The sequence below is a fragment of the Asanoa iriomotensis genome (assembly GCF_016862515.1).
Classification (GTDB): Bacteria; Actinomycetota; Actinomycetes; order Mycobacteriales; family Micromonosporaceae; genus Asanoa; species Asanoa iriomotensis.
Genome location: NZ_BONC01000033.1, coordinates 43,182 through 66,326, shown reverse-complemented (window position 1 = coordinate 66,326; position 23,145 = coordinate 43,182). Strand labels below are relative to the sequence as shown.

Below are 23,145 nucleotides of genomic sequence, written 5' to 3'. Positions count from 1 at the left end.
CGAGGACGGTGGTTTCCTTGCGAGACGGGGGCGACCTCGACGTGGTGCCCGGGTTCGGGCCGCCAGGTCAGACGAGCTTCGAAGAGTTCTACGCGGCCAACTTCCATTCGTTGACCATCCAGGTGTACGCGTACACGAGGGATCTGGGCGGTGCGCAGGACGTCGTGCAGGAGGCGTTCTGCCGGGCGCTCGCCCGGTGGACGAAGTTGACCGAGTACGACGACCCGTCGGCCTGGGTGCGCCGGGTCGCCTGGAATCTGGCCACGAGCCGGTGGCGCCGGGCGAAAACCGCCGCGCTGTTCCTCAAGCAGCAGCGCCCGGAGCACGTGGCGGAGCCCAGCCCGGACCGGGTCGCCCTGGCCCGCGCGCTCGCCACGCTCAAGCCGGACCACCGCCGCGCGGTGATCCTGCACTACCTGGCCGATCTGCCGGTCGCCGAGATCGCCCGCCAGGAGAACGTTTCCGACAACACAGTCAAATCGTGGCTGCATCGCGGTCGTGCCGCGCTCGCCGCCCAGCTCACCGACAAGGAGGCGGACCGTGCCTGACATCGACGACGCCCGCCTGGCCAACATGTTCACCGAGTTCCGCGACGAGGTGACCCCCTACGTCACCCCGCCGGGCACCGCGGCCGCGCGCCGCTGGGTCCGCCGCCGCCGCAAGGCCGGCGTGGCCGCCATCGCCACCGGCGCCGTGCTGTTCGTCGGCGGTCCGACGGTCGGTTTCGTGGCCGCGAGCCAGGACACCCCGACCCCGCCGCCGATCGGCCCCGTCGAGACGGTTACGCCGACCCCGACGACGCCCGCGCCCACGACCACCCCGTCCCAGGACACCGAGACCAGCACGCCGCCGACCGAGCCGGAACTGCCCAAGGTCGCCGGCAAGGTGTTCTACAAGGGTCTGGACGGCAAGGTCTATCTCAACGGCCGCCAGTACCCGGGCGGGAACCCCGCCAACGTGACCGTCTCGCCGGACGGCAAGCAGGTCGCGTGGATCCTCGACGACGCCACCGGCGACTACGGCAGCGATCTCCTGGTGTCCGACCTGGACGGCGGCAACCGCCGAGTCCTGGCCCGCGAGGCCGAGCCGCTGTGCCAGGAGCCGATCTGGTCCGCGGACTCGAAGCAACTGATGATCGTCGCGTATCCACCGAGCCAGAACGAGAAACCACCCACGCAGCTGAACCTGGTCGAGATCGACGGCTCGATGACCCACCACTACGGCCGGGCGGAGTTGTGCCACTACCGCCTGTCGGCCGACGGCAAGCGGGTGGCGACCTTCAGTCTCGTGGCGGGCCAGGGGAAGATCACGAACTCGGTCATCGTCGAGGACCTCGGTGGCGGAGACCGGGTGACGCTCGGCCGGGACATCATCGGCGAGCGGGTCTACACCGACATGGTCGGGATCTCGGCCGACGGCGACCGGGTCTGCGTCCTGACGTCCCCGGTCGACGGCACCTACGGCGACATCGGGGGCAGCGTCGCGCGGTGTGACACGCTCCTCGACGTCTCGGCTCGGAAGGTCGTCGACCTGCCGATCGACAAGGGCGAGCTGGTCGGCGTGGTGTTCCTGCCCGACGGCGGGATGCTGGCCCGGGTGAAGAGCGGCGGCCAGTCCGAGCTGTTGCGCCTGGACAAGGACGACCGGGTGATCGCCAGGAGCGTCGAGTCGGCGGCCAACGCCGATCGGCAGTTGCTCTCGTACACCCCGTAACACCGTTAGGGCGCGGTCACCACCATGGGGACCGCGCCCAGCAGGGCCCAGTCGTGGCTGATGTCGGCCGCGCACCGGAGCAACCGGGGCAGGTGTTCCTCGGTCAGCCGTTCCACGGTGGTCTCGGCGGCGTGCACGGTCACGTTGATCGCCGCGACCACTTTGCCGTCGCCGTCCCGGACACTCGTCGCGACCGAGCGGATGCCGGGCGCCAGGTCCTGGTCGGCCAGGGCCCAGCCCTTCGCCCGCACCTCCCGCAACGACTTGTCGAGCTCGTCCCGGGACGGCTGCCAGCGCGGCGTGATGCCGGACCGGGACGGCTCGGCCAGCACCGAGGTCAGCGCGTCCGGCGGCAGCGCGGCCAGCAGCACCTTGCCCATCGAGGTCGGTGGCGCCGGGAAGCGGGTGCCGATCGAGACCGCGAGCGTCACGATCTTGGGTACCGCGACCCGGGCGACGTAGACGATGTCAGTGCCGTCGAGCTGGGCCATCGAGCTGGACTCGTTGGTCTGCGCGACCAGTCGTTCCATGTGCGGCCGGGCGACGTCCCACATGCTCAGCGAGTTGACGTACGCCATCCCGAGCTCGAGCACCCGCGGTGTCAGCGCGTAGCCCCGGTCGGCGGCCCGGACGTAGCCCAGCTCCTCGAGGGTCAGCAGGATCCGCCGCACCGTCGGCCGGGCCAGCCCGGTCGCGCCCGCGAGGTCGCTGAGCGTGCGCACGGGCTGGCCGGCCGGGAACGAGCGGAGCACGTCGAGCCCACGGGCCAGCGCTTCGATGAAGTCAGGTCCGGACTCGCGTGCCATTCCTCAATGCTTCCATTGCGCCGAGCCGGCGTCGTAGTCGGTGTAGGTGTAGGGGTTCTCCGACACGCTGGTCTCCGGGACGTCCGGGTTCATGCCCTTGAGCCACGCCTCCTCGCCCATGTCACCGACGAGGTAGTCGATGGTCTCGGTGATCTTCTGGCGGGCGGTGGCCAGGTCGGCGTCGACCAGTGCGCCGTCGCGCTTGACGATCCGGCCGTTGACCACGACCGTGTCGACGTCGGCCCGCTGCGCCTGGAACGCCACATGCCCGTACACGTTGAGCACCGGGAACATCACCGGGGACCGGTCGTTCTTGATCAGCACGACGTCGGCCTTCTTGCCGGGCTCCAGGCTGCCGACCAGCGAGTCCAGCCCGAGCGCCCGGGCGCCACCCATGGTCGCCCAGTCGACGACCTGCTCGGCCCGCAGGTGGCAGTGTGTGACGGTGTCCTGCCGGCCGTGCGCCTCCAGGTGCTCCCGGGACCGGTCGGCGCCGAGCGTGGTGCGCATCGCGGTGAACAGGTCACCGCTCCACCACACGCTCGTGTCCATCGACAGCGACACGGGTATGTCGTGGTGCCGGAGCTGCCAGGTGGGCGGGTAGCCCTGGCCGGCGCTCTGCTCGCTCTCCGTGGAGACGGAGACCGACCCGCCGGTCGCCGCGATCCGGTTGTACGAGTCGCGGGTCAACGTCGCCGCGTGCACGTAGACGGTCTGCGGCGTCATGAAGCCGTTCTCGTGCATCAGCCGGATGCCGTCGTCGTTGGTGGCACCCCAGACGCCGGCGTGGGTGGTCACCGGCGCGCCGAGCTCGCGAGCCACCTCGAAGGCGGCCTTCTCCGGGAACGCCGGGTCGCCGGTCACGTCGAAGGCCATCTGGAAGCCGAGCATGTCGCCCTTGCCGTGCAGGCGGCGATTGACGAAGTCGCGGAACTCCGGCGCCGTCGACCACTGCCAGGGCCCCTGCTGGATGTTGCCGTACGCCAGCACGAACCGGCCGGGGACCGCCTCCAGCGCGTCGACCGCGGCCTCGGCGTGGTCGACGGTCTGCAGGCCGTGCGACCAGTCGACGGTGGTGGTCACGCCGGCGTCGATCGCCTCCAGCGCGCCCAGCAGGTTGCCGGCGTAGATGTCCTGTGGCCGGAACCGCTTGCCGGACTCCAGGTAGTACCAGACGAAGTACTGCGTCAGCGTCCAGTCGGCGCCGTAGCCCCGCATCGCGGTCTGCCACATGTGCCGGTGCGTGTCGATCATGCCGGGCAGCACGATGCCGCCCGACGCGTCGATCACCGTGGTGCCCTCGGGCGCGGTCAGCCCGGTGCCGATTTCGGCGATCTTGTCATCGACCACGAGCACGTCCGCATCCCGCAGGACGGTGTGGTTGTTGTCCATGGTCAGTACGAGGCCGTTGCGAAACAGCACGCTCATCGCCGTCACTCCTATCGGACATGAGTCCGCCTAGCGGCCAGCCGCTCGAACGTGGCGATTGTGAGCCTGGGCACACGTGAACGTCAAGGGTCCAAGCTGTTGCGCGATGAGCCAGATCACGACCAAGATGAAGTCAGCGGACGGTCGTCCGTTGGGCGGACACTCGACAAAGGGGTTGGTGGGGTGGCGGAGAACAACGGGCCGCTCAAGGGCATCCTGGTGGCCGATTTCTCCCGCATCCTCGCCGGGCCGTACGCGACGATGCTCCTCGCGGACCTGGGTGCCGACGTGGTCAAGGTCGAGGGCCCGGGCGGCGACGACACCCGCACCTGGATGCCACCGGTGCGCGACGGGGTGGCGACCTACTACCTGGGCATCAACCGCAACAAGCGGTCGATCGCGCTGGATCTGCGCGACCCCGACGACCTCGCCGCGGCGCAGGAGTTGGCCCGGCGCGCCGACGTGATGATCGAGAACTTCAAGCCGGGCGGGCTCGCCCGGTTCGGGCTCGACTACGACACGGTCGCCGCCGCCAACGCGGGCATCGTCTACGCCTCGATCAGCGGCTTCGGCTCGGGCGAGGGCGCGTCGATCCCCGGCTACGACCTGATGGTGCAGGCGATCTCCGGCCTGATGAGCCTGACCGGCGACCCGGACGGGCCGCCGTACCGCGCGGGCATCTCGGTCTTCGACGTGATGGCCGGGCTGCACGCCAACATCGGCATCCTGGCCGCCCTGCACAGCCGCGGTGCCTCCGGGCGCGGCCAGCACATCGAGGTCAACCTGCTCTCGTCGGCGCTGTCGGGGCTGGTCAACCACAGCAGCGCGGTGGTCGCCGGCGACACCGTGCCGTTCCGGATGGGCAACGCGCACCCGAGCCTGTTCCCGTACGAGCCGCTGCCCACCGCCGACGGCGAGCTGATCGTGATCGCCGGCAACGACGGGCAGTTCCGCAAGCTGTGCCAGGTGCTGGGCACCCCGGAGCTGGTCGACGACCCGCGCTTCACCCGCAACCAGGACCGCACGGCCAACCGGGACGCACTGCGGCCGCTGCTGGTCGAGGCGCTGCAGGCGCGCACCAAGGACGAGTGGTTCCGCGACCTGATCGCGGCCGGCGTGCCGTGCGCGCCGATCAACACGCTCGACGGCGGCGTCGCGTACGCCCGGGATCTCGGTCTGGACCCGGTGGTGGAGGTCGGCGGGGTGCCCGGCGTGCGCCACCCGATCACGTTCTCCGCGACGCCGCCGCGCTACGAGCTGCCGCCGCCGGGGCTCGACGAACACGGACAGGAGATCCGCGCATGGCTGAAGAGCTGAGCTTCGGCACCGCGATCGGCACGTCCGACGCGACCCGCATCTCGCTGCTCGGGCAGGACCTGGCCGCCGACCTGATGGGCAAGGTCGGCTTCGGCGAGCTGGCGTTCTGGTTGGTCACCCAGCGGCGGCCGTCGCCGGGCGAGACCCGGGTGTTCGAGACCGTGCTGGTCGCGCTGGCCGACCACGGCTTCACCCCGACCGCGATCGCCGCCCGCCTGACCTACCTGAGCGCGCCCGAGTCGATCCAGGGCGCGCTCGCGGCCGGGCTGCTCGGCGGCGGCTCCCGGTTCCTCGGCGTGACCGAGGACTGCGGCCGGTTCCTAGCCGCGACGCTCCGCGACGTCTCGCCGGCCACCGACGCGGAGTTCGACGAGCTGGCCCGGGTCGCCCTTGTCGAGGCCCGGGCCGCCAAGCGGTTCGTGCCCGGGCTCGGGCACCCGGTGCACAAGGTCGAGGACCCGCGCACGCCGGTGCTGATCGGCATCGCGCGTGAGGAAGGGCTGGAGGGCCCGCATCTGCGGCTGTTCCAGGCGATCGGCCGGGTCCATCCGGAGATCCTCGGCCGCACGCTCCCGCTGAACGGCGCCGGCGTGGCCGGCGCCGCGCTCGCCGACCTCGGCCTGCCGGTCGACCTGCTGCGCGGCTTCGCGCTGCTGGCCCGCGCCGCCGGCCTGCTGGGCCACCTCGCCGAGGAGCAGCGGTCGCCGATCGGCATGGACGTCTACACCACCGTCGACCGGCACGCGAAGTACGTTCCGCCGACCCAAGACTGAGAGGAGCGGGCATGGCCAACGTCGTCGCGGTCATCGCCTCCACCCATCACCCGTTCTACTACCGCGCGAGCACCGCGACGGGCGATGACCGGCCACCCTTCGCCGACGAGTGGACCCGGAAGATCCTGGCGTTCCGGGAGACGCTGACCCGGGCCAACCCGGACGTGCTGGTGATGGTCGGCTCCGACCACTTCCACCAGCTCTGGCTCGACAACATGCCGCAGTTCCTGGTCGGCAAGGCGCCGTTCTACGACGCGAACTGGCACAACGAGGAGCGGGAGTTCGGCCTGCCGCGGATGCTGCTGCGCGGCCAGGAGGACCTGTCCGGCTACATCCTGCGCGAGGGGCTCGACGCGGGCTTCGACCTGGCGTTCAGCAACGAGCTGCGGATCGACCACAGCATCACCTGCCCGATCATCACGCTGCGGCCCGAGGCCGACCTGCCGATCGTGCCGATCTACACGAACATCTTCGCGCCGCCGCTGCCGCAGCCGAAGCGTTTCGTCCAACTCGGACAGACGATCCGGGAGCTGGTCGAGTCGTGGCCGAGCGACCTGCGGGTGGCCATCGTCGGCACCGGTCACCTCTCGCTGGAGCTGGGCGGCCCGCGGCAGTTCGGCCCGCACGGCCCGGACCCGGCGTTCGACGAGCGTGCCGTCGGCTGGATCGCCAACGGCGACCTGGACGGCGCACTCGCCGAGGTGACGCTGGACAGCCTGCACGCGCCCGGCAACGCGACGCACGGCTTCATGGACTTCATGCTGATGATGGGTGTCGCCGGTGCCGGCGTGAAGGCCGACTACGCCGACTCGCTCGACCTGTTCCACACGATGGAGGCCTACTTCACCTGGTATCCGAACGGAGTGCCGTCCGCATGAGCAAATACTTGCTGGACAAGTTCCTCTACACGGTCGACCGCGATCCGTCGCTTGTGGAGCGTTATCGCGAGGATCCGGTCGGCACGGTCGCCTGGTGGGAATCCTCGGTCGCCAACACGATCCTCAACTCGCACAGCGGCGAGGCGAGCACCTGGCTGCGGCTCGACGACGTGGAGCGGGAGGCGCTGTCCACTCACGACTACGTGAAGCTGTTCGAGCTCGGCGCGCACCCGTTCCTGACGCTGACGCTGTTCATCGCGCTGTTCGAACGCGACCACGCCGAGCCGCTCGCCTTCCAGAAGGAGTACGCGGCCCGGCTGGCACATTTCTCGCTGCCCTATCCCGACATCGCGACATGAGCACGCAGCGAGCCGCCGTCGTCTCGCGGGCCGGCGAGCCGCCGCGGGTGGGCGACCGGGCCGTGCCCGTGGCCGGCGAGGGAGAGCTCCGGGTCGCGGTCACCGCGGCGCCGATCACCCCGCTTGACCTCCTCTGCGCGTCCGGCACCTCCTACTTCGGCGTGCCGGCGTGCCCGTACGTGCCGGGCGTGCAGGGCGTCGGCCTTCTCGAGGACGGCACGCCGGTCTGGTTCCCCACGGACGCCGGCATGAAGCCGGGCGACGGCAGCATGGCCGAGCACGCGGTGGTGCCGGCCGACGGCGTGGCGCCGCTGCCGCCGGACGTCGACCACCGGTTGGTGGCCGCGCTGGGCCTGTCCGCGGTCGCGGCCTGGCACGCGCTGACCGACCGCGGCGGCTTGACGGCCGGTGAGCAGGTGCTGGTGCTCGGCGCGGGCGGCGTGGTCGGCCAGGCGGCGATCCAGGTCGCCAAGCTGCACGGCGCCCGCCGGGTGGTCGCCGCGGCCCGCTCGACCGCCGCGCAGGAACGGGCCCACCGGGCGGGTGCCGACGCGGTGGTGGCGATCCACCCGGACGACGACGTCACCGCGCTGGCCCGGCGGCTCGGCGACGCCTGCGACGGGCCGGTCGACCTGGTGCTCGACCCGGTCTTCGGCATGCCGGTCGCGGCCGCCCTGCGCACGTTGTGTGTCGGCGGCCGGCTGGTCAACCTGGGCAGCGCGGCGGCCGAGACCGCACCCCTCGACTCGGCCACGCTGCGCAGCCGCTCGCTGCGGGTGCTCGGCTACACCAACAACGAGCTGAGCCCGGCGCAGAAGGCGCGCACGCTGAGCGAGATCGCCACGCACGCCGCGGCTGGCCGGCTCCGGGTCGCTTACGAGGAAGTGCCGCTCGAGGCGGCAACCGACGCCTGGCAACGCCAGGCCACAGGCACAGTCCCAGGGCGGATCGTCCTGACGATCTAGCCCGGGGGTACGGCCGGACCGTCTCCCCCGTTCGGCCCGGCCGTACCCCACCTAGCTCTTGAACGGGAAGCCCGCCTCGAAGTAGTCGAGGGCCTGGCCGATCTTCTCCAGCGACAGCAGGTTGTCGCCCAGGGCGCCCATGATGGCGCCCACTACGGAGCCGGCGAACGCGCGGGACTCCAGGTCGCCGCGGGGCCGGCCCATCCGGGCGGCGACGCCGTCGGCCAGCATCTCGATCGTGCGTTGCAGCTCGTCGAGTTGGGCCGCGCGCAGCTCCGGCACCGAGCGGATCAGCCGCTGCCGGGCCATCTCGCGCTCGAGCTGTTCGGGGCTCATCTCGCCGAACACCTGCTCCATCGAGCGGCGCAGCGCGGTCAGCACCGGGACGCCGGGTGGCTGCTCTTGGAACCGTCGGATCATGACCGGGTCGTAGTCGTCGATCAGGACGAGCTGTTCCTTCGACGGGAAGTACCGGAAGAAGGTGCTCGGCGAGATCTCGGCCGCCTCGGCGATCTGCTCGACGGTGGTCTCGCCGTAGCCCTTCTCGGCGAACAGGCGCATGGCCTGTTCGCGGATGGTGGCCCGGGTCCGCAGCTTCTTGCGCTCGCGGAGCCCGAGCCCCATCTCTGGTTCAGCCGGCATGAAGCGATTCTGCCACCGGCGCCGGCTGCGGCCCGGGCTCGACGGGCGCGGCGGGCCGGCGGGGCAGGAGCCAGAAGGCGACCACGGCGGCCAGGGCGCAGAGCGCGGCGCAGACCCAGAGCGTCTGGTTCATCCCGCTGACGAACGCCCTGCGTACGGTGTCCAGCAGCGTCGCGTCCCCGCGCTGCCCCGCCACCGCGACGCCCGCCGCGACGCTGTCGGAGATCGGGCGCACCGCGGCGCTGCCGAGCCCGGACTGGTAGCCGGCGCTGAGCACGGTGCCCAGCACCGCGACGCCGATCGTGCCGCCCGCCTGCCGCAGCGCCTGGATCACGGCCGACCCGGAACCGGCCCGCTCGACCGAGAGCGCGTCCATCGCGGCACCCATGGTCGCCGGCATCGCGAGCCCCATCCCGGCGCCGAGCAGGGCGATCCAGGTCGCGGTCCAGCCGTAGCCGGTGTCGACGGTCGTGCCCGCACCCAGCACGAGCGCGACCGTGAGCACCACGAAGCCCGCGCCGATCAGCGCACCGGGGCCGAGCGTGCGCGCGGCCCGGCCGCCGATCCGGGTGCCGACCAACAGGCCGCCGATCATCGGCAGCAGCCGCAAACCGGTGCCGAGCGAGCTGGCGCCGCCGACCGCCTGGAGGAACTGCGGCACCAGGAAGAGGAGGCCGAACATCGCGAAGTTGATCACCGTGGCCAGCCCGGAGCCGAGGGTGAAGCCGCGGCTGCGGAACAGGCCGAGATCGATCAGCGGGTAGGCGGCGCGGCGCTGCCGGGCGACGAACAGCGCGAGCAGCGCGACGCCGGCGGCGACCAGCGCCCAGTCGCCGGCGTCGGACCAGCCGTCCTCGCCGATCCGGATGAAGCCGTAGGTGAGCCCGAGCAGACCGGCCGAGGAGAGCACGATGCCGGGCAGGTCGATCGGCCGGTCCTGGCTGCCGCGCGACTCGGGCACGAACAGCGCGACCGCCAGCACGCCGATCAGCACGAGCGGCACGTTGATCAGGAAGATCGAGCCCCACCAGAAGTGCTCCAGCAGCCACCCGCCGAGGATCGGGCCGAGCGGCAGGCCGATCGCGGTCGAGGTGACCCAGATGGTGAGGGCGCGGCCGCGCTCGCGGCTGTCCGGGAACAGCACCGGCACGACGGCCATGGACAGCGGCATCATGATCGCGGCGCCGAACCCCAGCGCGGCCCGGGCGGCGATGAGGGTGCCGGCGCTGCCGGCGTAGGCACAGAGCACCGAGGCCGCGCCGAACAGCACCAGGGCGCCGATCAGGAACCGCTTGCGGCCGAACCGGTCACCGAGGGAGCCGGCCGGCAGCAGGGCCGCCGCCAGGACCAGCGTGTACGCCGACGCGAACCACTGGAGTTGCGCGTTGGACGCGTCGAGGTCGACGGCCAGGGTCGGCAGGGCGACGGTGAGGACCGTGGTGTCGAGGCCGATCGTGAGCATCGCGACGGCCAGCGCACCAAGCGCCAGCCATCGGCTGGAACGAGACGTCGGCACAGCCGACCACCCCCGAACGTAGAAGCTAATCTCAAATGAGAGTAGCTCCTACGTTCGAGACTATGTCAACTGGTTGTGTCTCTCAGAATGTTCTCAGGCTGGGTTCACCCGCGGCGTGGTCCACACCGGCATCTGGTCGTCGATCTCCACGATCTCCTTGCCGAGCGGCCAGAACGCGGCCGGCACCAGCTTGAAGTTCGCGATGCCGAACGGGATGCCGATGATCGTCAGGCACAGCGCGATCCCCTGCACGATGTGCGTCAGGGCCAGCCACCAGCCGGCGACGATCGCCCAGATCACGTTGCCGACGTCGTGCGCGACGCCCGAGGTCGGCCGGGTGATCAGAGTGCGACCGAACGGCCAGAGTGCGTAGTTCGCGAGGCGCAGCGCCGCGATGCCGAACGGAATGGTGACGATCAGTAGGAAACAGATCAAAGCCGCGAATCCGTAGACCAGGGCCAGCACGAGTCCGCTACCGAAGATCAGCCAGAGGACGTTCAGAATAAAGCGGATCATCCTCACATCATGCGCCCCCGGCAACGCCTCCCGAACGTGCATCGAGCCCTGCACCTAGCTCAATGTCTTGCCCGCGCCGGACGCGCCTAGTGCGCAAGGAACGGTCCGTTGTTAACGCCTTCTGCATAGGAACGGACCGCTGTTAACAGCCGCATCCAGGGGGCGTTAACAGCGGTCCGTTCCTATGCGAAATCCGTTAACAACGGACCGTTCCTTGCTCAGACGCCGGCGCGGGTGAGGAAGCCGAAGGTGCCGTCCGGGTCGTAGGTGCGGACCGCGTCGCGGAGGCGGTCGGCGTTGACGCCGTAGTAAGCGCGGGTCGGGTTGTCGAGGACCGGATCCGGGAAGTTCGGGTAGACGCCGCCCGTGCCCGCCGGGTGGGTCAGCTGCCACGAGCGGTCCAGCCAGTCCCGGGCCGCCACCCGGTCGTCGGCCGTGGCGTCGGGCTCCACCGCCACGGTCTGCTTCAGCAGGAAGCGGGCCGTGCGGTGCGGGAACGCGGTGGCGTTCGTCGCGACCCGGGTGTAGGCGCCGGCCCACGGCGTGAAGTCGAGCTCCCGCTCCTCGCCCGCCCGGCGGTCGGTGGTCAGCAGCGCCACCACAGCACTGAGCGTGTCGCCGCTAAGTGGCTGGGCGAAGAACTCCGACCGGCTGTGCGCGTGCGCGTCCGGGCGGCGCGGCACGCCGTGCACGTCGAGGTCGGCCAGCAGGCGCTTCGTCTCCCCGTGTGGCGCTCGTTGGTGGGTCTGCGTCGCCGCCGGCTCGCCGACCCGGTCGACGAACTCCTCCAGCAGCGCGACGTCGGCTTCCTCGGTGCCGTGTGCCGCGCCGAAGACGCTGGTCACCGGCATCAGGGCCGGGTCCGCCGGAGTCGAGACCACGAGGCTCGCGGCCATCGTGTCCGGTGCGGCCGGCGCCCACGTCTGCCAGGCGGACAGCACCGCGGGCAGATGCTCCGGCTCCCAGGTGAAGTGGAACGAGGTCATCGCCGGCGCCGGCACCGACGCGAAGACCAGCGAGGTGACCACGCCGATCGTGCCGTTGCCGCCGCCGCGCAGTGCCCAGAACAGCTCGGGCTCCAGCTCCTCGTCGCAGTCGACGATCCGGCCGTCGCCGAGCACCACCCGCGCCGCGCGCAGGGCGTCGGAGGTCAGCCCGTGCGCCCGACCCAGCACGCCGAGGCCGCCGCCCAGGGTCAGACCCGCGATGCCGACACCGGGACCGCAGCCCGCGGGAATCGTCACGCCGGCCGGTGCCAGCGCGTCGTAGACGTCGCCGAGGCGGGCGCCGGCCCCGACCCGAACGAGCCGGCCCGACGGGCTGTCGCCGTTGGTGTCCAGGAAGGACACTCCGCCGATCCGGCTCAGGTCGATCACCATGCCCTCGGTCGACGAGGTGCCTTCGAACGAGTGCCCGCCGCCGCGCACCGCGAACGGCAACCCGACCGACCGGGCGAACGCGACGGCGACCGCCACGTCGGCGTCGGCCGCGCACTGCACGACGGCCCGCGGCCGCAAGTGGTGGAAACGGGCGATCGCGGGCCGGCGGACCGCTTCGTAAGTGGCGTCCGCGGGCAGCACCACCTCACCCCGGATGCTGTTGCGCAACGCCGACCAGTCGGGCTCCACGGTCACCTCCGGATGCGGCGGTACGTCAACTCAGCAGGGCCAGCGCGACCTTGACAGGTAGCTTTTCGATGAGTGCATCGAAGGTGGTCTCGCCACGGCACCACCGCCGGAACATACGCCAACCGGCCGGGCTCGCCAAGACCGCATGGAACGCCCAGGGGCGCTTGGTAAAAGTCGCCATCAACCGCCGCCCGGCCCGCATTTCGGCACCAACTGCCGCGTCGATCGCGGCCGGATAGCCGGCCAGATCACCCTCGACGGCATGCCGGCCGGCGATCGCGCCCGACCGTGTCGCAAAACTGATTCCCTCGCGGGTCCACGGTTCGAGCAGCCCGGCGGCGTCGCCCGCGACGATCACCCGGTCACGGCGCACCGGCGACTCCGGCGCCCGCACCCGGGTCAGGTGCCCGGAGTCCTCGACCGGCGTGATCCCGCCGAGCCCGACCCGGTCGACGAACGCGGCGAGATAGGCCCGGGTCCGCTCCCCGCTGCCCCGCGCCGCGATCACGCCGACGGTCAACACGTCGTCCTTCGGGAACACCCAGGCGTACGAGCCCGGGATCGGCCCCCAGTCGAGCAGCACCCTGCCTCGCCACTGTGGACGGAGCGCGGCCGGGATCGGCAGCTCGACCTCGAGGCCGAGATCGACCTGGCTGTACTCGACGCCGACGTGCCGGGCCGTGACGCCGGACGAGCCGTCCGCACCGACCACGGCCGCCGCGCGCACCTCGGTGCCGTCGCCCAGCCGCAGGCGTACACCCGAAGGATCCTGTTCGAGACCTCGCACACCGACGCCCTGGCGCACCTCGGCACCCGCGGAGGCCGCCGCGGCCCGCAACCGGTCGTCGAACTCCGCCCGGCGCACCATCGCCAGCAGCGGCCCGTCCGTCGCCTGGCGGACGATCTCGCGCCGACCGTCGAGGGTCATCACCATCGTGTCGGTGCTGTCCGCGGCCGGGATCGCGATGCGGCCGTCGACCTGGCCGATCGTCGTGCCGATCAGACCGCCGCCGCAGGTCTTGTAGCGCGGGTGCACGGCCTTCTCGAGGACGAGCGTGCGCGCGCCGCTGCGCGCCGCCTCGTAGGCGGCGGAGAGCCCGGCCGGGCCGCCGCCGACGATCGCCACGTCCCACGCCGTCATGATCGAAAATTCTAGCCGCCCGTGGCCCGGGCGATCCTGGCCCCGACCCGGCGCAGGTGGTCGACCAGTTCGACGGGCTCGTGCACGGTGAACTCGCAGCCGAGCGACGCCAGCCGGAAGGCGAGCCAGTCGACCGTGTCGGCCGGGCTGATCCACCGGCAGGCGAACGCGTCGAGCGGTTCGAGCCTGCCCGCGGCGTCGCCGAGCCGAGCGGCGGCCTGCGGTGCCGGCAGCCGCAGGGTGGCCACCGCCGCGTACACCGGGGCGAGGTCGTGCAGTTGGCTGGTCACGAACGCGGCGGCGTCGTCGTCCGGCAGCGCGCGCGGCGGCACCCGCACCCCGGTGGGCTTGGTGCTCTCGATCCGGTCCGCGCGGAACGTGCGCCAGTCGTGGCGTTCGTTGTCGTAGGCGACCAGATACCAGCGCCGCCCGGTCATCACCAACCGGTGCGGCTCGACCAGGCGCTGCGATGCGACGCCGTCCTGGTCGCGGTAGTCGAAGTTGACCCGCTCGTTGGTGGCCGCAGCGGCGGCGAGCGCGGTGAGCTGCTCGGGGTCGACCAGCGCGGCCTCGGTCGGTGCGGTCGCGGTGGTCAGCACGCCGACCCGTTGCCGCAACCGCGCCGGCAACACCTGCTGCACCTTGGCCAGCGCGCGCACGGAAGCGTCGGCGATGCCGGCGACCGGTTGCCGGGCCGTGGTGCGCAACCCGACCGCGATCGCCACGGCCTCCTCGTCGTCGAGCAGCAGCGGCGGCATCGCGGCGCCCGCGGCGAGCCGGTAGCCGCCACCGGCGCCCATCGTCGCCTCGACCGGGTAGCCGAGCTCGCGGAGCCGCTCGACGTCGCGGCGCACGGTGCGCTGGCTGACCCCGAGCCGCTGGGCCAACTCGCTGCCAGGCCATTCGCGCGGCGTCTGGAGCAGGGACAACAGGCGCAATAGTCGACCTGGCGTGTCCGTCACGGCACTTATCATGCCCTATCAACTAGGACCGGTGCTGACCTAGTTTGCCCATAGCCTGAATCGCATGACCAAAGTCGTACCTGAGGGTTATCACACAATCACCCCATGGCTCATCAACCGTGAGGCTGGAAAACTCATCGATTTCCTCGTCGAGGTCTTCGACGGCGCGGAACTCGGCCGGATGGAGACCGCCGGCGCGATCGTCCACGCCGAGGTCCGGATCGGCGACTCCGTGGTGATGCTGTTCGACAGCCGCCCGGAGTGGCCGGCGACGCCGGGCTACCTGCGGCTCTACGTGGCCGACGACAAGGACGTGCTCCACCGGGCGGTCGCGCGGGGGGCCACTGTGGTCACCGAGCCGACCGAGCTGTTCTTCGGCGACCGGGTCAGCCGCTTCCGCGACCCGTTCGGCAATCTCTACTGGATCCACCGGCACCTGCTCGACCTGACGCCGGAACTGGCCGCGGAGCGGCTGAACGACCCCGGCCTCACCGCCGGGATGGCCTATGTCCAGAGTGCCGAACTGTTTCCCACAGCGAAGCCCACTGCTCCGCGGTGAGGTCGCGGGGCAGGGCGTTGGCCGGCATCCGGTGCGCGCGCAGCCAGTCGCGCACGACGGGTGCCGGCACGCCGCCCGAGCGGGTCAGGATCTCCCGCAGGCCATAGCCGCGACCGGTGAAGACCTGATGCACGAAACGTTGGTACGCCTCGCGTTCGGCGACCAGCGGCGCGGGGCGGCGGTGGACCACGAGCAGCCCGCCGTCCACGGTCGGCATGGGGCGGAACGCGCGTTTGGACACTCGCGAATGGACGGTGAAGTCGAACCACGGCCACATGCGGGCGGTCAGCAGGCTCGCACCGCCGATCCCGGCCCGCCGGCGCGCCACCTCCCACTGCACCAGCAGCACGGCGGTCCGCCAGTGCGGCGCGGCGAGCAGCCAGCGCAGCGTCGCGGTCGTGATGTGGAACGGCACGTTGCCGACGACGACCGCCGGCTTGCCGCGCAGCCGGTGGAACAGGATGTCCTCGTTGAGCACGGTGACGTGCCCGGGCATCTCCTCGGCGAGGCGTTTTGCCCGGCGCGGGTCGACCTCGACGGCGGTGAGCGGCCGGCCGAGCCGGCTCAGCGGCCGGGTCAGGGCGCCGTCGCCCGGCCCGATCTCCAGGATCGGCCCGTCCGCGGCTTCGACCAGCCGCGCGACGTCGGCGATCACCGAGGTGTCGACGAGAAAGTTCTGGCCCAGCTCGTGGCGGCCACGGTTGTGGCGAGACATGTGCGTGCTCCGCGGGTTTGGATTCGGAGCCGGGCAGCACGAGGGGCCGCACCGGCAGCGGACCGGACGCGGCGGAGCTGAAAGAGGGAAGGTCGGATCAGCTCGCCGCTAGGCGATGCGGATCCGGATGTTCAAAGCTCCCATGCGCGGAACGTTACCAGCGCGGGCAACCTCTTTTAGAGGACGCGGCGGAGCCATTCCTCGACGCCCGCGATGTGCACGGTCGCCCACGAGCGGGCGAGGTCGGGCTGGCGGCTGGCGATCGCGTCGACGATCGCCTGGTGCTGCTCGCGGGTGCGGGCGGCGGCGCCCTCCTGGGTCAGCCCGCGCCAGATGCGGGCCCGCATGGTCGGGCCGGAGAGCCCCTCCACCAGCGAGGCCAGCACGGCGTTGTCGGTGCCGACCGCGATCTGGCGGTGGAACTCGATGTCGTTGGCGACCAGCGCCTCGATCGTCGGGTCGTCGCCGAGGTCGTCGAGGATGAGCTGGAGCTTGTCGATGTCGTCGTCGAGCATCCGCTCGGCGGCCAGCGCGGCCGCCGCGGGCTCCAGCACCCGGCGGACCTCGAAGAACTGCAGCACGGTGTCGTCGCGGTGGAAGTCGACGACGAAGCTGAGCGCGTCGAGCAGCAGGTTGGGTTCGAGGCTGGTGACGTAGGTGCCGTCGCCCTGGCGCACGTCGAGCACCCTGATCATGGAGAGCGCCCGCACGGCCTCGCGCAGCGAGTTGCGGGACAGACCCAGCCGTTCGGCGAGATCGGCCTCCTTGGGCAGCCGGGCGCCCGGGCCCAGCTCCCCGGACACGATCATGCCCTTGATCTTGTCGATCGCCTCGTCGGTCAGTGCCATTTCGCGCCCACCCTTCCGCGATGAAATCTACGCGGACAGGCGGTAGACGCGGCTAGCCGTGTCGCCCAGGATGGCTGCCCGTTCGGTCGCGGTCAGCCCGCCGAGCGCGGTGAGCATCGCCGACCGCACGGCGCCGTAGTCGCCGGCGAGCAGGCACACGGGCCAGTCCGAGCCGAGCATCAGGCGCTCCGCGCCGAAGAACTCGAGAGCGCTCGACGCGTACGGGCGCAGGTCGTCGACCGTCCACCGTTGCCAGTCGGCCTCGGTGACCAGCCCGGACAGCTTGGCGGCCACGTTCGGGCAGGAAGCCAGCGGCGCGATCGCCGCACGCCACTCCGCCAAACCCTCCGCGCCGGCCATGATCCGTGGCTTGCCCAGGTGGTCGAGCACGAACCGCACCGACGGCAACGCGTCCGCCGCCCGGGCCGCGGACGCCAACTGGTCGACCCGCACGACCAGGTCGAACGCCAGGCCGGCCGCCCCGATCGTGGCCAGCCCAGCGCGTACGTCCGTGCGGTCGAGGTAGTCAAGGTCCTCGCCCTGCACCTGGGCGCGGATGCCGACGAGCCGGTCGCCACCCGGAAGCGCGCGGAAACCCGCCAACGTCGACGCGAGCTCCGGAGAGGCCGGATCCGCCCAAGCGACGACGCCGGCGATCTCGGGCGTGTCGGCCGCGTGGCCCAGCAACACCGCGGCCTCGTCCGTGTCGCACCGGCCGCCTTCGACCAGCACCGAGCGCGCGACGCCGGCGGCGGCCAACTCCGCCGTGAGCATCGCGGGCGTGAAGGTGCGGTTGATCGGGGCGAGGTCGGGAGCGTCGAGCCAGGTGTAGCCGGCGTCGGCGGCCCACAGGTGATGGTGCGCGTCGACGATCACGGCACGGCACGCGGGTCGAGCAGCCCGGCGCCGACGAGCGCCGGCCACAGCTCCGGCGGGGGCGGGGTCGCGAACAGCGCGGCGTTGCGGTGCACCTGCTCCGGCGAATCCGCTCCGACGATCACCGAGCGCACGAGCGGGTGCATGCCGGCGAAGGCGAGCGCCGCGGCCGGGAGCGTGGTGCCGTGCTCGGTGCACACGTCGGCGATCGCGCCGGCCCGGGCGACCAGCGCGGCGGGCGCGGGTCCGTATTCGTAGGGGAGCCCGGCGTGCGGCCGGTCGACGGCGAGGAGGCCGCTGTTGAAGATGCCCGCGTTGTGCACGACGGTGCCCGCCGCCGCGCAGGCCGGCAGTACGGCGTCGAGCGCGGGCTGCTCCAGCAGCGTGTAACGGCCGGCCAGGACGATCTCGTCCGGCTCGCACTCGGCGACGAACCGGGCGAGCACCGCCGGGTCCATCGAGCCGATGCCGATCGCACCGACGGCGCCCTCGTCCTTGAGCTCCCGCAGAGCCGGAAAGCCCTCGGCGAGCGCCTGGTCGGGGCTGTGCTCCGGATCGTGCAGGAGCACCAGGTCGACCCGGTCGAGCCCGAGCCGCGCAAGGCTCTCGTCGAGGCACCGGCGGACACCGTCGCGGCTGAAGTCCCACACCCGGCGGTGGGTGGCCGGCACGACGAAGCCGGCGTCGTCGAGCCCGTCACCGCCGCCCGGCACCGGCTCGAGCATCCGGCCGACCTTGGTGCTGACGGTGAACTCCGCGCGCGGACGCCCGGCCAGCGCGGCACCCAGCCGCCGCTCCGAGAGCCCGAGCCCGTAGTGCGGCGCCGTGTCGAAGTAGCGGATGCCCGCATCCCAGGCGGCGTCGACGATCGAGGCCGCGCGCTCGTCGTCGATCGCGCGGAAGAGGTTGCCCAGCTGGGCACAACCCAGCGCCAGCGTGGCCGTGGTCATGAGACCGGCCGCAACCGGAGCCCGTGCATGCCACCGTCGACGTCGAGCGCCGTGCCGGTGGTGGCGCTGGCCAGCGGGCTGGCCAGGTAGCCGATCGCGGCGGCGACCTCCTCGGCCGAGACCAGTCGCCCGCTGGGCTGGCGGGCCTTGAGCGCGGCCAGTTCGGCGTCGGGATCGGCGGCCGCGGAGAGCAGCCGGCGCACCCACGGTGTGTCGGCGGTGCCCGGGTTGACGCAGTTGACCCGGATGCCCTCGCGGATGTGGTCGGCGGCCATCGCCAGCGTCAGCGAGAGCACCGCGCCCTTGCTCGCGCTGTAGAGCGCGCGGTTGGGCAGGCCGGCCGTGGCCGCGATCGAGCACGTGTTGACGATCGCGGCGTGCGCCGAGGCGCGCAGGTGCGGCAGCGCGGCCCGGCTGACCCGGACCATGCCGAGCACGTTGACGTCGAGCACCCGGTGCCACTCGTCGTCGGCGTTGTCGGCGACCGTGCCGGCCGCGCCGATGCCGGCGTTGTTGACGAGGATGTCGAGGCCGCCCAACCGCTCGACCGCGGTGGCGATGCCCGCGCGCACCGCGGCGTCGTCGCTCACGTCGGCCACCACGCCGACCATGCCGGGGTCGATGCCGTCGACCTTGAGGTCGAAGCACGCGACCTTGGCACCGCGGGCCGCCAGGAACCTGGCGGTCGCGAGGCCGATCCCCGAACCGCCGCCGGTGACCACGGCTGCCAGGCCGTCGAACTCACCCATCACTGCCTCCCGCTCCAGATCGGGCCATCAGGGTACGCGTAGTCCGAGAGCGTCTCGGGCCGCATGGTCGCGCTGAATCCGGGCCGCACCGGCGCCACGTACCGCCCGCCGCGCACCACCGCCGGGTCGACGAAGTGCTCGTGCAGGTGGTCGGCGAACTCGATGACCCGGTTCTCCATGGTCCCGGACACCGCGACGTAGTCGAACATCGACAGGTGCCGGACGAGCTCGCAGAGGCCGACGCCGCCGGCGTGCGGGCAGACCGGCACACCGAACTTGGCCGCCAGCAGCAGGATCGCGACGTTCTCGTTGACCCCGGCGACCCGCGTCGAGTCGAGCTGCAGGTAGGACAGCGCCTCCAACTGCAGCAACTGCTTGAACACCACCCGGTTCTGCACGTGCTCACCGGTGGCCACGGGCACGGGCGCGATGCCTCGGGCGATCGCCGCGTGCCCGACCACGTCGTCCGGGCTGGTCGGCTCCTCGACCCACCACGGGTTGAACTCCGCCAGCGCCGACACCCACTCGATCGCCTCGGCGACGTCCCACCGCTGGTTGGCGTCGACCGCGATCGGGAAGTCGGGACCGCAGACTTCGCGGGCGATCCGCAGCCGGCGCAGGTCGTCGGCCAGGTCCGCGCCTACCTTCAGCTTGATCTGCGTGAAGCCCGCGTCGAGCGCCTCCTGGCAGAGCCGGCGCAGCTTGGCGTCGTCGTAGCCGAGCCAGCCGGGCGTCGTCGTGTACGCCGGGAAGCCCTCGGCCAGCAGCGTCTCGATCCGCTCGGCCCGGCCCTTCTCGGCGGCGCGCAGGATCTCCAGCGCCTCGTCGCGGGTCAGCGCGTCGGTCAGGTAGCGGAAGTCGACGAGGTCGACGATCTGCTCGGGGGTGAGCTGCGCGAGCAGTTGCCAGAGCGGCAGGCCCGCCTGCTTGGCCTTGAGGTCCCAGAGCGCGTTGACCACCGCGGAGATCGCCATGTGCATGACGCCCTTCTCGGGGCCGAGCCAGCGCAGCTGCGAGTCGTGCACCAGTTCGCGCCAGAACCCGCCGAGGTCGCCGAGCACCTCGTCGACGTCACGACCGACGAGGTACGGGCGCAGGGCCGCGATCCCGGCGGTTTGGACGTCGTTGCCACGCCCGATGGTGAACGCGAAGCCGTGCCCCTCGGGCGCGTCGGCCGCTTCGGTGCGCAGCACGACGTAGGCCGCCGAGTAGTCGGGGTCGGGGTTCATCGCGTCCGAACCGTCGAGGTGCAGCGAGGTCGGGAAGCGGACGTCGTAGGTGTCCAGCGAGACGAAATGCGGCATCAAGCCATCCCATACATCGGAGGTATGAGGAGGATACCCACCGTTGTTGCACTGTGGGGAGGGCGCTGAGCTGTGATTCATCCGATGTCAGCATGGCACGTTGTCGAGCCGGCCAAGACCGGGGAGGGCACGTCGCCGCGTCCCGGCCGCCCAACCGGCGAAGTCGGCCCTGATCCCGAACAACCCGGCGAGGACCGCCTCCAACTCGTCGGCGCCGGGACGCGCGGCACCGGCCAGCAGGACCGCCGCCCGGTCCGGGCGACCCAAGCGACACAGCGCGTAGGCGATCGGTCCGGATGGTTCGTCTCCGAGGTGCCGGCGGGCGAACTCGACCAATTCCGTGCGCTGGCGGAGGTCGAGGAACTCCGGCATCTCCCGAGCCACTGCGGCGAAATCATCGGGTGTTTCGTCGGCCCCCCAATGCCCGCCGCCGGTGTACCGGCCCAGCACGCCGCGCGCCCGGTCAGCCGCGGCCAACTCGACCACGGCGGCCTCGTCCGGCTCGCCGACGCGGCGGAGCAGCGCCGCGAAAGCCCGGCTCCGACCGACCCGCGCGGCGTCGACGGCAACGGTGCCCGGCTCGGGCGGCGCGGTGGCGAGCGCGCGGAGATGATCGAGCACCGGCGCGGCGCCGGCCTTCTCGGCCAGGAGGTCGAGGTCGCCGGTGAGCACCAGATATGCCTCGACCGCGCGGAAATCGCCGGCGTCGCCGGTCAGCGCCGCGAGCAGCCGGGCCCGGGTGCGGACGGGTTCGAGCAAGGCCGCCGCGCGCGGGCCGGCGTCGCCACGGACCGCCTGCCAGGCTGCGAGGTAGTAGGTGCGGGCCAGGTCCGCGGGCGCGTCGACGAGCGCCGGGAGGTGACCGGAGAACCGGTCGTTGCCCGGCGTGAACGCGGCATCCCAGTGGTCGCGCGGACCGTCCCACTGGCCCGCGACAAGATCGATCGACGGCACGCCCTCCGGCACGAACGCGACCATAGTTATCAATACATCCGATGTCAACGCCCGCGATACACCCGACCACTCCCCGTTCTACGACGTCTCGTAGTATTACTACCGGTCGTAGTAACTGGAGGGGGCCAGTCCATGGACGCGCTCGATGTCGCCCGGTGGCAGTTCGGTGTCACCACCGTCTACCACTTCCTCTTCGTGCCGCTGACGATCGGGCTCGGTCCGCTGGTCGCCACGCTGCAGACGCTCTGGCATCGCACCGGCAACCCGCGCTACCTGCGGCTGACCCATTTCTACGGGAAGCTGTTCCTGATCAACTTCGCGATGGGCGTCGTCACCGGCATCGTCCAGGAGTTCCAGTTCGGGATGAACTGGAGCGACTACTCGCGCTTCGTCGGCGACGTGTTCGGTGCGCCGCTCGCGATGGAGGCGCTGCTCGCGTTCTTCCTCGAGTCCACCTTCCTCGGCCTGTGGATCTTCGGGTGGGAGAAGCTGCCGAAGCGGATCCACCTCGCCACCATCTGGACCGCGGCGCTGGGCAGCGTGCTGTCGATGTTCTTCATCCTGGCCGCCAACTCGTGGATGCAGAACCCGGTCGGCTTCCGGATGAACCCCGACACCGGACGCCCCGAACTGACCGACATCTGGGCCGTGCTGACCAACAAGGTCGCGGTGATCACCTTCCCGCACACCTTGGCCGCCGCCTTCCTCGTCGCGGGCGCGCTGCTGGTCGCGGTCTCGCTGTGGCACGTCACCCGCCGGCCCGACACGGACGCGGGCGAGCACCGGTTCGCGCTCAAACTGGGCGCCTGGGTCACCTTGGTGTCGAGCGCGGCGCTGGTCTTCACCGGCGACATCCAGGGCAAGATCATGACCGAGGTGCAGCCGATGAAGATGGCCGCGGCCGAGGCGCTCTACCAGTCCGAACAGCCGGCGTCGTTCTCCGTGCTGACCATCGGCACCCTCGACGGCAGCCGCGAGGTGTTCGCCCTCAAGCTGCCGTACCTGCTCTCGTTCCTGGCCACCGGCGACCCGAAGGGCGCCGTCGAGGGCATCAACGACCTGCAGGCGAGGTACGCCGCCGAGTACGGACCCGGCAGCTACTCGCCGATCGTGCCGGTGACGTACTGGAGCTTCCGGGTGATGATCACGCTCGGCCTCGCTGCCGCCGCCATCGCGCTGCTGGTGCTCTGGTCGCAGCGGCGCGGTCGCACACCGACGAACCGCTGGTTGCTCCGCGCCGGGCTGATCCTGCCGCTGCTGCCGCTCGGCGCGAGCACCGCGGGCTGGATCTTCACCGAGATGGGCCGGCAGCCCTGGATCGTCTTCGGTGAGCTGCTCACCCGCGACGGCGTCTCCCGGAGCGTCTCGCTGACCGAGGTGCTGACCTCGTTCCTCGCCTTCACGCTGATCTACGCGATCCTGGCGTTCATCGAGGGGAAGCTGCTGCTCCGGTACGCGAAGGCCGGGTTGCCGCCGCCCAAACCGGTGCCGGACAAGGCCTCGGACGACGACGTGCCCGCCCTCGCCACCGCCTACTGACCCGGGA

The 23,145-nt window shown here is 71.5% G+C and carries 24 protein-coding genes; 9 read left to right on the top strand and 15 right to left on the bottom strand.

Features of this window, described 5'->3' with window-relative positions; all coding sequences use genetic code 11:
* The first annotated feature begins 17 nt into the window (after window positions 1-17).
* Window positions 18-548: an RNA polymerase sigma factor gene (locus Air01nite_RS22890; protein WP_203705046.1), complete on the top strand. Its 531-nt coding sequence runs from the start codon at window positions 18-20 to the stop codon at window positions 546-548.
* Window positions 541-1,713, top strand: coding sequence for a TolB family protein (locus tag Air01nite_RS22885; protein WP_203705043.1), 1,173 nt, complete (start codon window positions 541-543; stop codon window positions 1,711-1,713). Before Air01nite_RS22890 ends, Air01nite_RS22885 begins: the two co-directional genes overlap by 8 nt.
* Before the next feature lie 5 nt (window positions 1,714-1,718).
* Here the strand turns inward: Air01nite_RS22885 and Air01nite_RS22880 are convergent, their stop codons facing one another.
* Both Air01nite_RS22880 and Air01nite_RS22875 read right to left on the bottom strand, forming a co-directional pair.
* Entirely contained in the window at window positions 1,719-2,519 is an 801-nt protein-coding gene (locus Air01nite_RS22880) for an IclR family transcriptional regulator domain-containing protein (RefSeq protein WP_203705040.1), read from the bottom strand.
* A gap of 3 nt (window positions 2,520-2,522) precedes the next feature.
* Window positions 2,523-3,947 (bottom strand): amidohydrolase family protein, encoded by a 1,425-nt coding sequence (locus Air01nite_RS22875; RefSeq protein WP_203705038.1) that lies wholly within the window; start codon window positions 3,945-3,947, stop codon window positions 2,523-2,525.
* 183 nt (window positions 3,948-4,130) lie between these two features.
* Here Air01nite_RS22875 and Air01nite_RS22870 point away from each other — a divergent pair, with 183 nt between their 5' ends.
* The 5 genes from Air01nite_RS22870 to Air01nite_RS22850 are packed head-to-tail and all read left to right on the top strand — an operon-like array spanning window position 4,131 to window position 8,239.
* Window positions 4,131-5,264 carry a CaiB/BaiF CoA transferase family protein gene (locus Air01nite_RS22870; protein WP_203705036.1) on the top strand — a complete coding sequence of 378 codons (1,134 nt, stop codon included), beginning with the start codon at window positions 4,131-4,133 and terminating at the stop codon, window positions 5,262-5,264.
* Entirely contained in the window at window positions 5,249-6,037 is a 789-nt protein-coding gene (locus tag Air01nite_RS22865; RefSeq protein ID WP_203705034.1) for a citryl-CoA lyase, read from the top strand. The genes Air01nite_RS22870 and Air01nite_RS22865 overlap by 16 nt, the downstream gene beginning before the upstream one ends.
* Window positions 6,038-6,048: 11 nt before the next feature.
* Window positions 6,049-6,915 (top strand): DODA-type extradiol aromatic ring-opening family dioxygenase, encoded by an 867-nt coding sequence (locus Air01nite_RS22860; protein WP_203705032.1) that lies wholly within the window; start codon window positions 6,049-6,051, stop codon window positions 6,913-6,915.
* A complete protein-coding gene (locus Air01nite_RS22855; protein ID WP_203705031.1) occupies window positions 6,912-7,274 on the top strand; it encodes a hypothetical protein in 363 nt (120 codons plus the stop codon). The genes Air01nite_RS22860 and Air01nite_RS22855 overlap by 4 nt, the downstream gene beginning before the upstream one ends.
* The gene (locus Air01nite_RS22850; RefSeq protein WP_203705030.1) at window positions 7,271-8,239 is read left to right on the top strand and encodes a quinone oxidoreductase family protein; all 969 of its coding nucleotides are present in this window, start codon (window positions 7,271-7,273) and stop codon (window positions 8,237-8,239) included. The genes Air01nite_RS22855 and Air01nite_RS22850 overlap by 4 nt, the downstream gene beginning before the upstream one ends.
* Window positions 8,240-8,290: 51 nt before the next feature.
* On the opposite strand, the gene Air01nite_RS22845 is transcribed toward Air01nite_RS22850, so the two are convergent.
* From Air01nite_RS22845 to Air01nite_RS22820, 6 genes are all read right to left on the bottom strand, one after another.
* Window positions 8,291-8,881, bottom strand: a complete 591-nt coding sequence (locus Air01nite_RS22845; RefSeq protein WP_239090895.1) for an acyl-CoA-like ligand-binding transcription factor — start codon at window positions 8,879-8,881, stop codon at window positions 8,291-8,293.
* A complete protein-coding gene (locus Air01nite_RS22840) occupies window positions 8,871-10,397 on the bottom strand; it encodes a DHA2 family efflux MFS transporter permease subunit (RefSeq protein WP_203705029.1) in 1,527 nt (508 codons plus the stop codon). Before Air01nite_RS22840 ends, Air01nite_RS22845 begins: the two co-directional genes overlap by 11 nt.
* A 93-nt stretch (window positions 10,398-10,490) precedes the next feature.
* Window positions 10,491-10,913, bottom strand: coding sequence for a YccF domain-containing protein (locus Air01nite_RS22835; protein WP_203705087.1), 423 nt, complete (start codon window positions 10,911-10,913; stop codon window positions 10,491-10,493).
* A gap of 218 nt (window positions 10,914-11,131) precedes the next feature.
* On the bottom strand, window positions 11,132-12,541 hold the full coding sequence (locus tag Air01nite_RS22830) for an FAD-binding oxidoreductase (RefSeq protein WP_203705028.1): 1,410 nt from the start codon (window positions 12,539-12,541) through the stop codon (window positions 11,132-11,134).
* Between the two features lie 25 nt (window positions 12,542-12,566).
* On the bottom strand, window positions 12,567-13,682 hold the full coding sequence (locus Air01nite_RS22825; RefSeq protein ID WP_203705026.1) for a geranylgeranyl reductase family protein: 1,116 nt from the start codon (window positions 13,680-13,682) through the stop codon (window positions 12,567-12,569).
* Between the two features lie 11 nt (window positions 13,683-13,693).
* On the bottom strand, window positions 13,694-14,644 hold the full coding sequence (locus tag Air01nite_RS22820) for a helix-turn-helix transcriptional regulator (protein ID WP_203705024.1): 951 nt from the start codon (window positions 14,642-14,644) through the stop codon (window positions 13,694-13,696).
* 64 nt (window positions 14,645-14,708) lie between these two features.
* On the opposite strand from Air01nite_RS22820, the gene Air01nite_RS22815 reads away from it, so the two are divergent.
* Entirely contained in the window at window positions 14,709-15,203 is a 495-nt protein-coding gene (locus Air01nite_RS22815; protein ID WP_203705021.1) for a VOC family protein, read from the top strand.
* On the opposite strand, the gene erm is transcribed toward Air01nite_RS22815, so the two are convergent.
* The 7 genes from erm to Air01nite_RS22780 form a co-directional block, all read right to left on the bottom strand.
* Window positions 15,133-15,918 (bottom strand): 23S ribosomal RNA methyltransferase Erm, encoded by a 786-nt coding sequence (gene erm / locus Air01nite_RS22810; protein ID WP_203705018.1) that lies wholly within the window; start codon window positions 15,916-15,918, stop codon window positions 15,133-15,135. The genes Air01nite_RS22815 and erm overlap by 71 nt on opposite strands.
* A 176-nt stretch (window positions 15,919-16,094) precedes the next feature.
* The gene (locus tag Air01nite_RS22805; RefSeq protein ID WP_203705017.1) at window positions 16,095-16,766 is read right to left on the bottom strand and encodes a FadR/GntR family transcriptional regulator; all 672 of its coding nucleotides are present in this window, start codon (window positions 16,764-16,766) and stop codon (window positions 16,095-16,097) included.
* Window positions 16,767-16,793: 27 nt separating this feature from the next.
* A complete protein-coding gene (locus Air01nite_RS22800; protein ID WP_203705014.1) occupies window positions 16,794-17,642 on the bottom strand; it encodes an amidohydrolase family protein in 849 nt (282 codons plus the stop codon).
* A complete protein-coding gene (locus Air01nite_RS22795; protein WP_203705012.1) occupies window positions 17,639-18,592 on the bottom strand; it encodes an aldo/keto reductase in 954 nt (317 codons plus the stop codon). The genes Air01nite_RS22800 and Air01nite_RS22795 overlap by 4 nt, the downstream gene beginning before the upstream one ends.
* A complete protein-coding gene (locus Air01nite_RS22790) occupies window positions 18,589-19,341 on the bottom strand; it encodes an SDR family NAD(P)-dependent oxidoreductase (protein ID WP_203705010.1) in 753 nt (250 codons plus the stop codon). The genes Air01nite_RS22795 and Air01nite_RS22790 overlap by 4 nt, the downstream gene beginning before the upstream one ends.
* Window positions 19,341-20,645, bottom strand: coding sequence for an L-fuconate dehydratase (locus Air01nite_RS22785; RefSeq protein ID WP_203705008.1), 1,305 nt, complete (start codon window positions 20,643-20,645; stop codon window positions 19,341-19,343). The genes Air01nite_RS22790 and Air01nite_RS22785 overlap by 1 nt, the downstream gene beginning before the upstream one ends.
* Window positions 20,646-20,732: 87 nt before the next feature.
* Entirely contained in the window at window positions 20,733-21,623 is an 891-nt protein-coding gene (locus Air01nite_RS22780; RefSeq protein ID WP_203705006.1) for a hypothetical protein, read from the bottom strand.
* A gap of 108 nt (window positions 21,624-21,731) precedes the next feature.
* Here Air01nite_RS22780 and Air01nite_RS22775 point away from each other — a divergent pair, with 108 nt between their 5' ends.
* Complete coding sequence (locus Air01nite_RS22775; protein WP_203705004.1) at window positions 21,732-23,138, top strand: cytochrome ubiquinol oxidase subunit I; 1,407 nt, start codon at window positions 21,732-21,734, stop codon at window positions 23,136-23,138.
* Window positions 23,139-23,145: the final 7 nt, after the last annotated feature.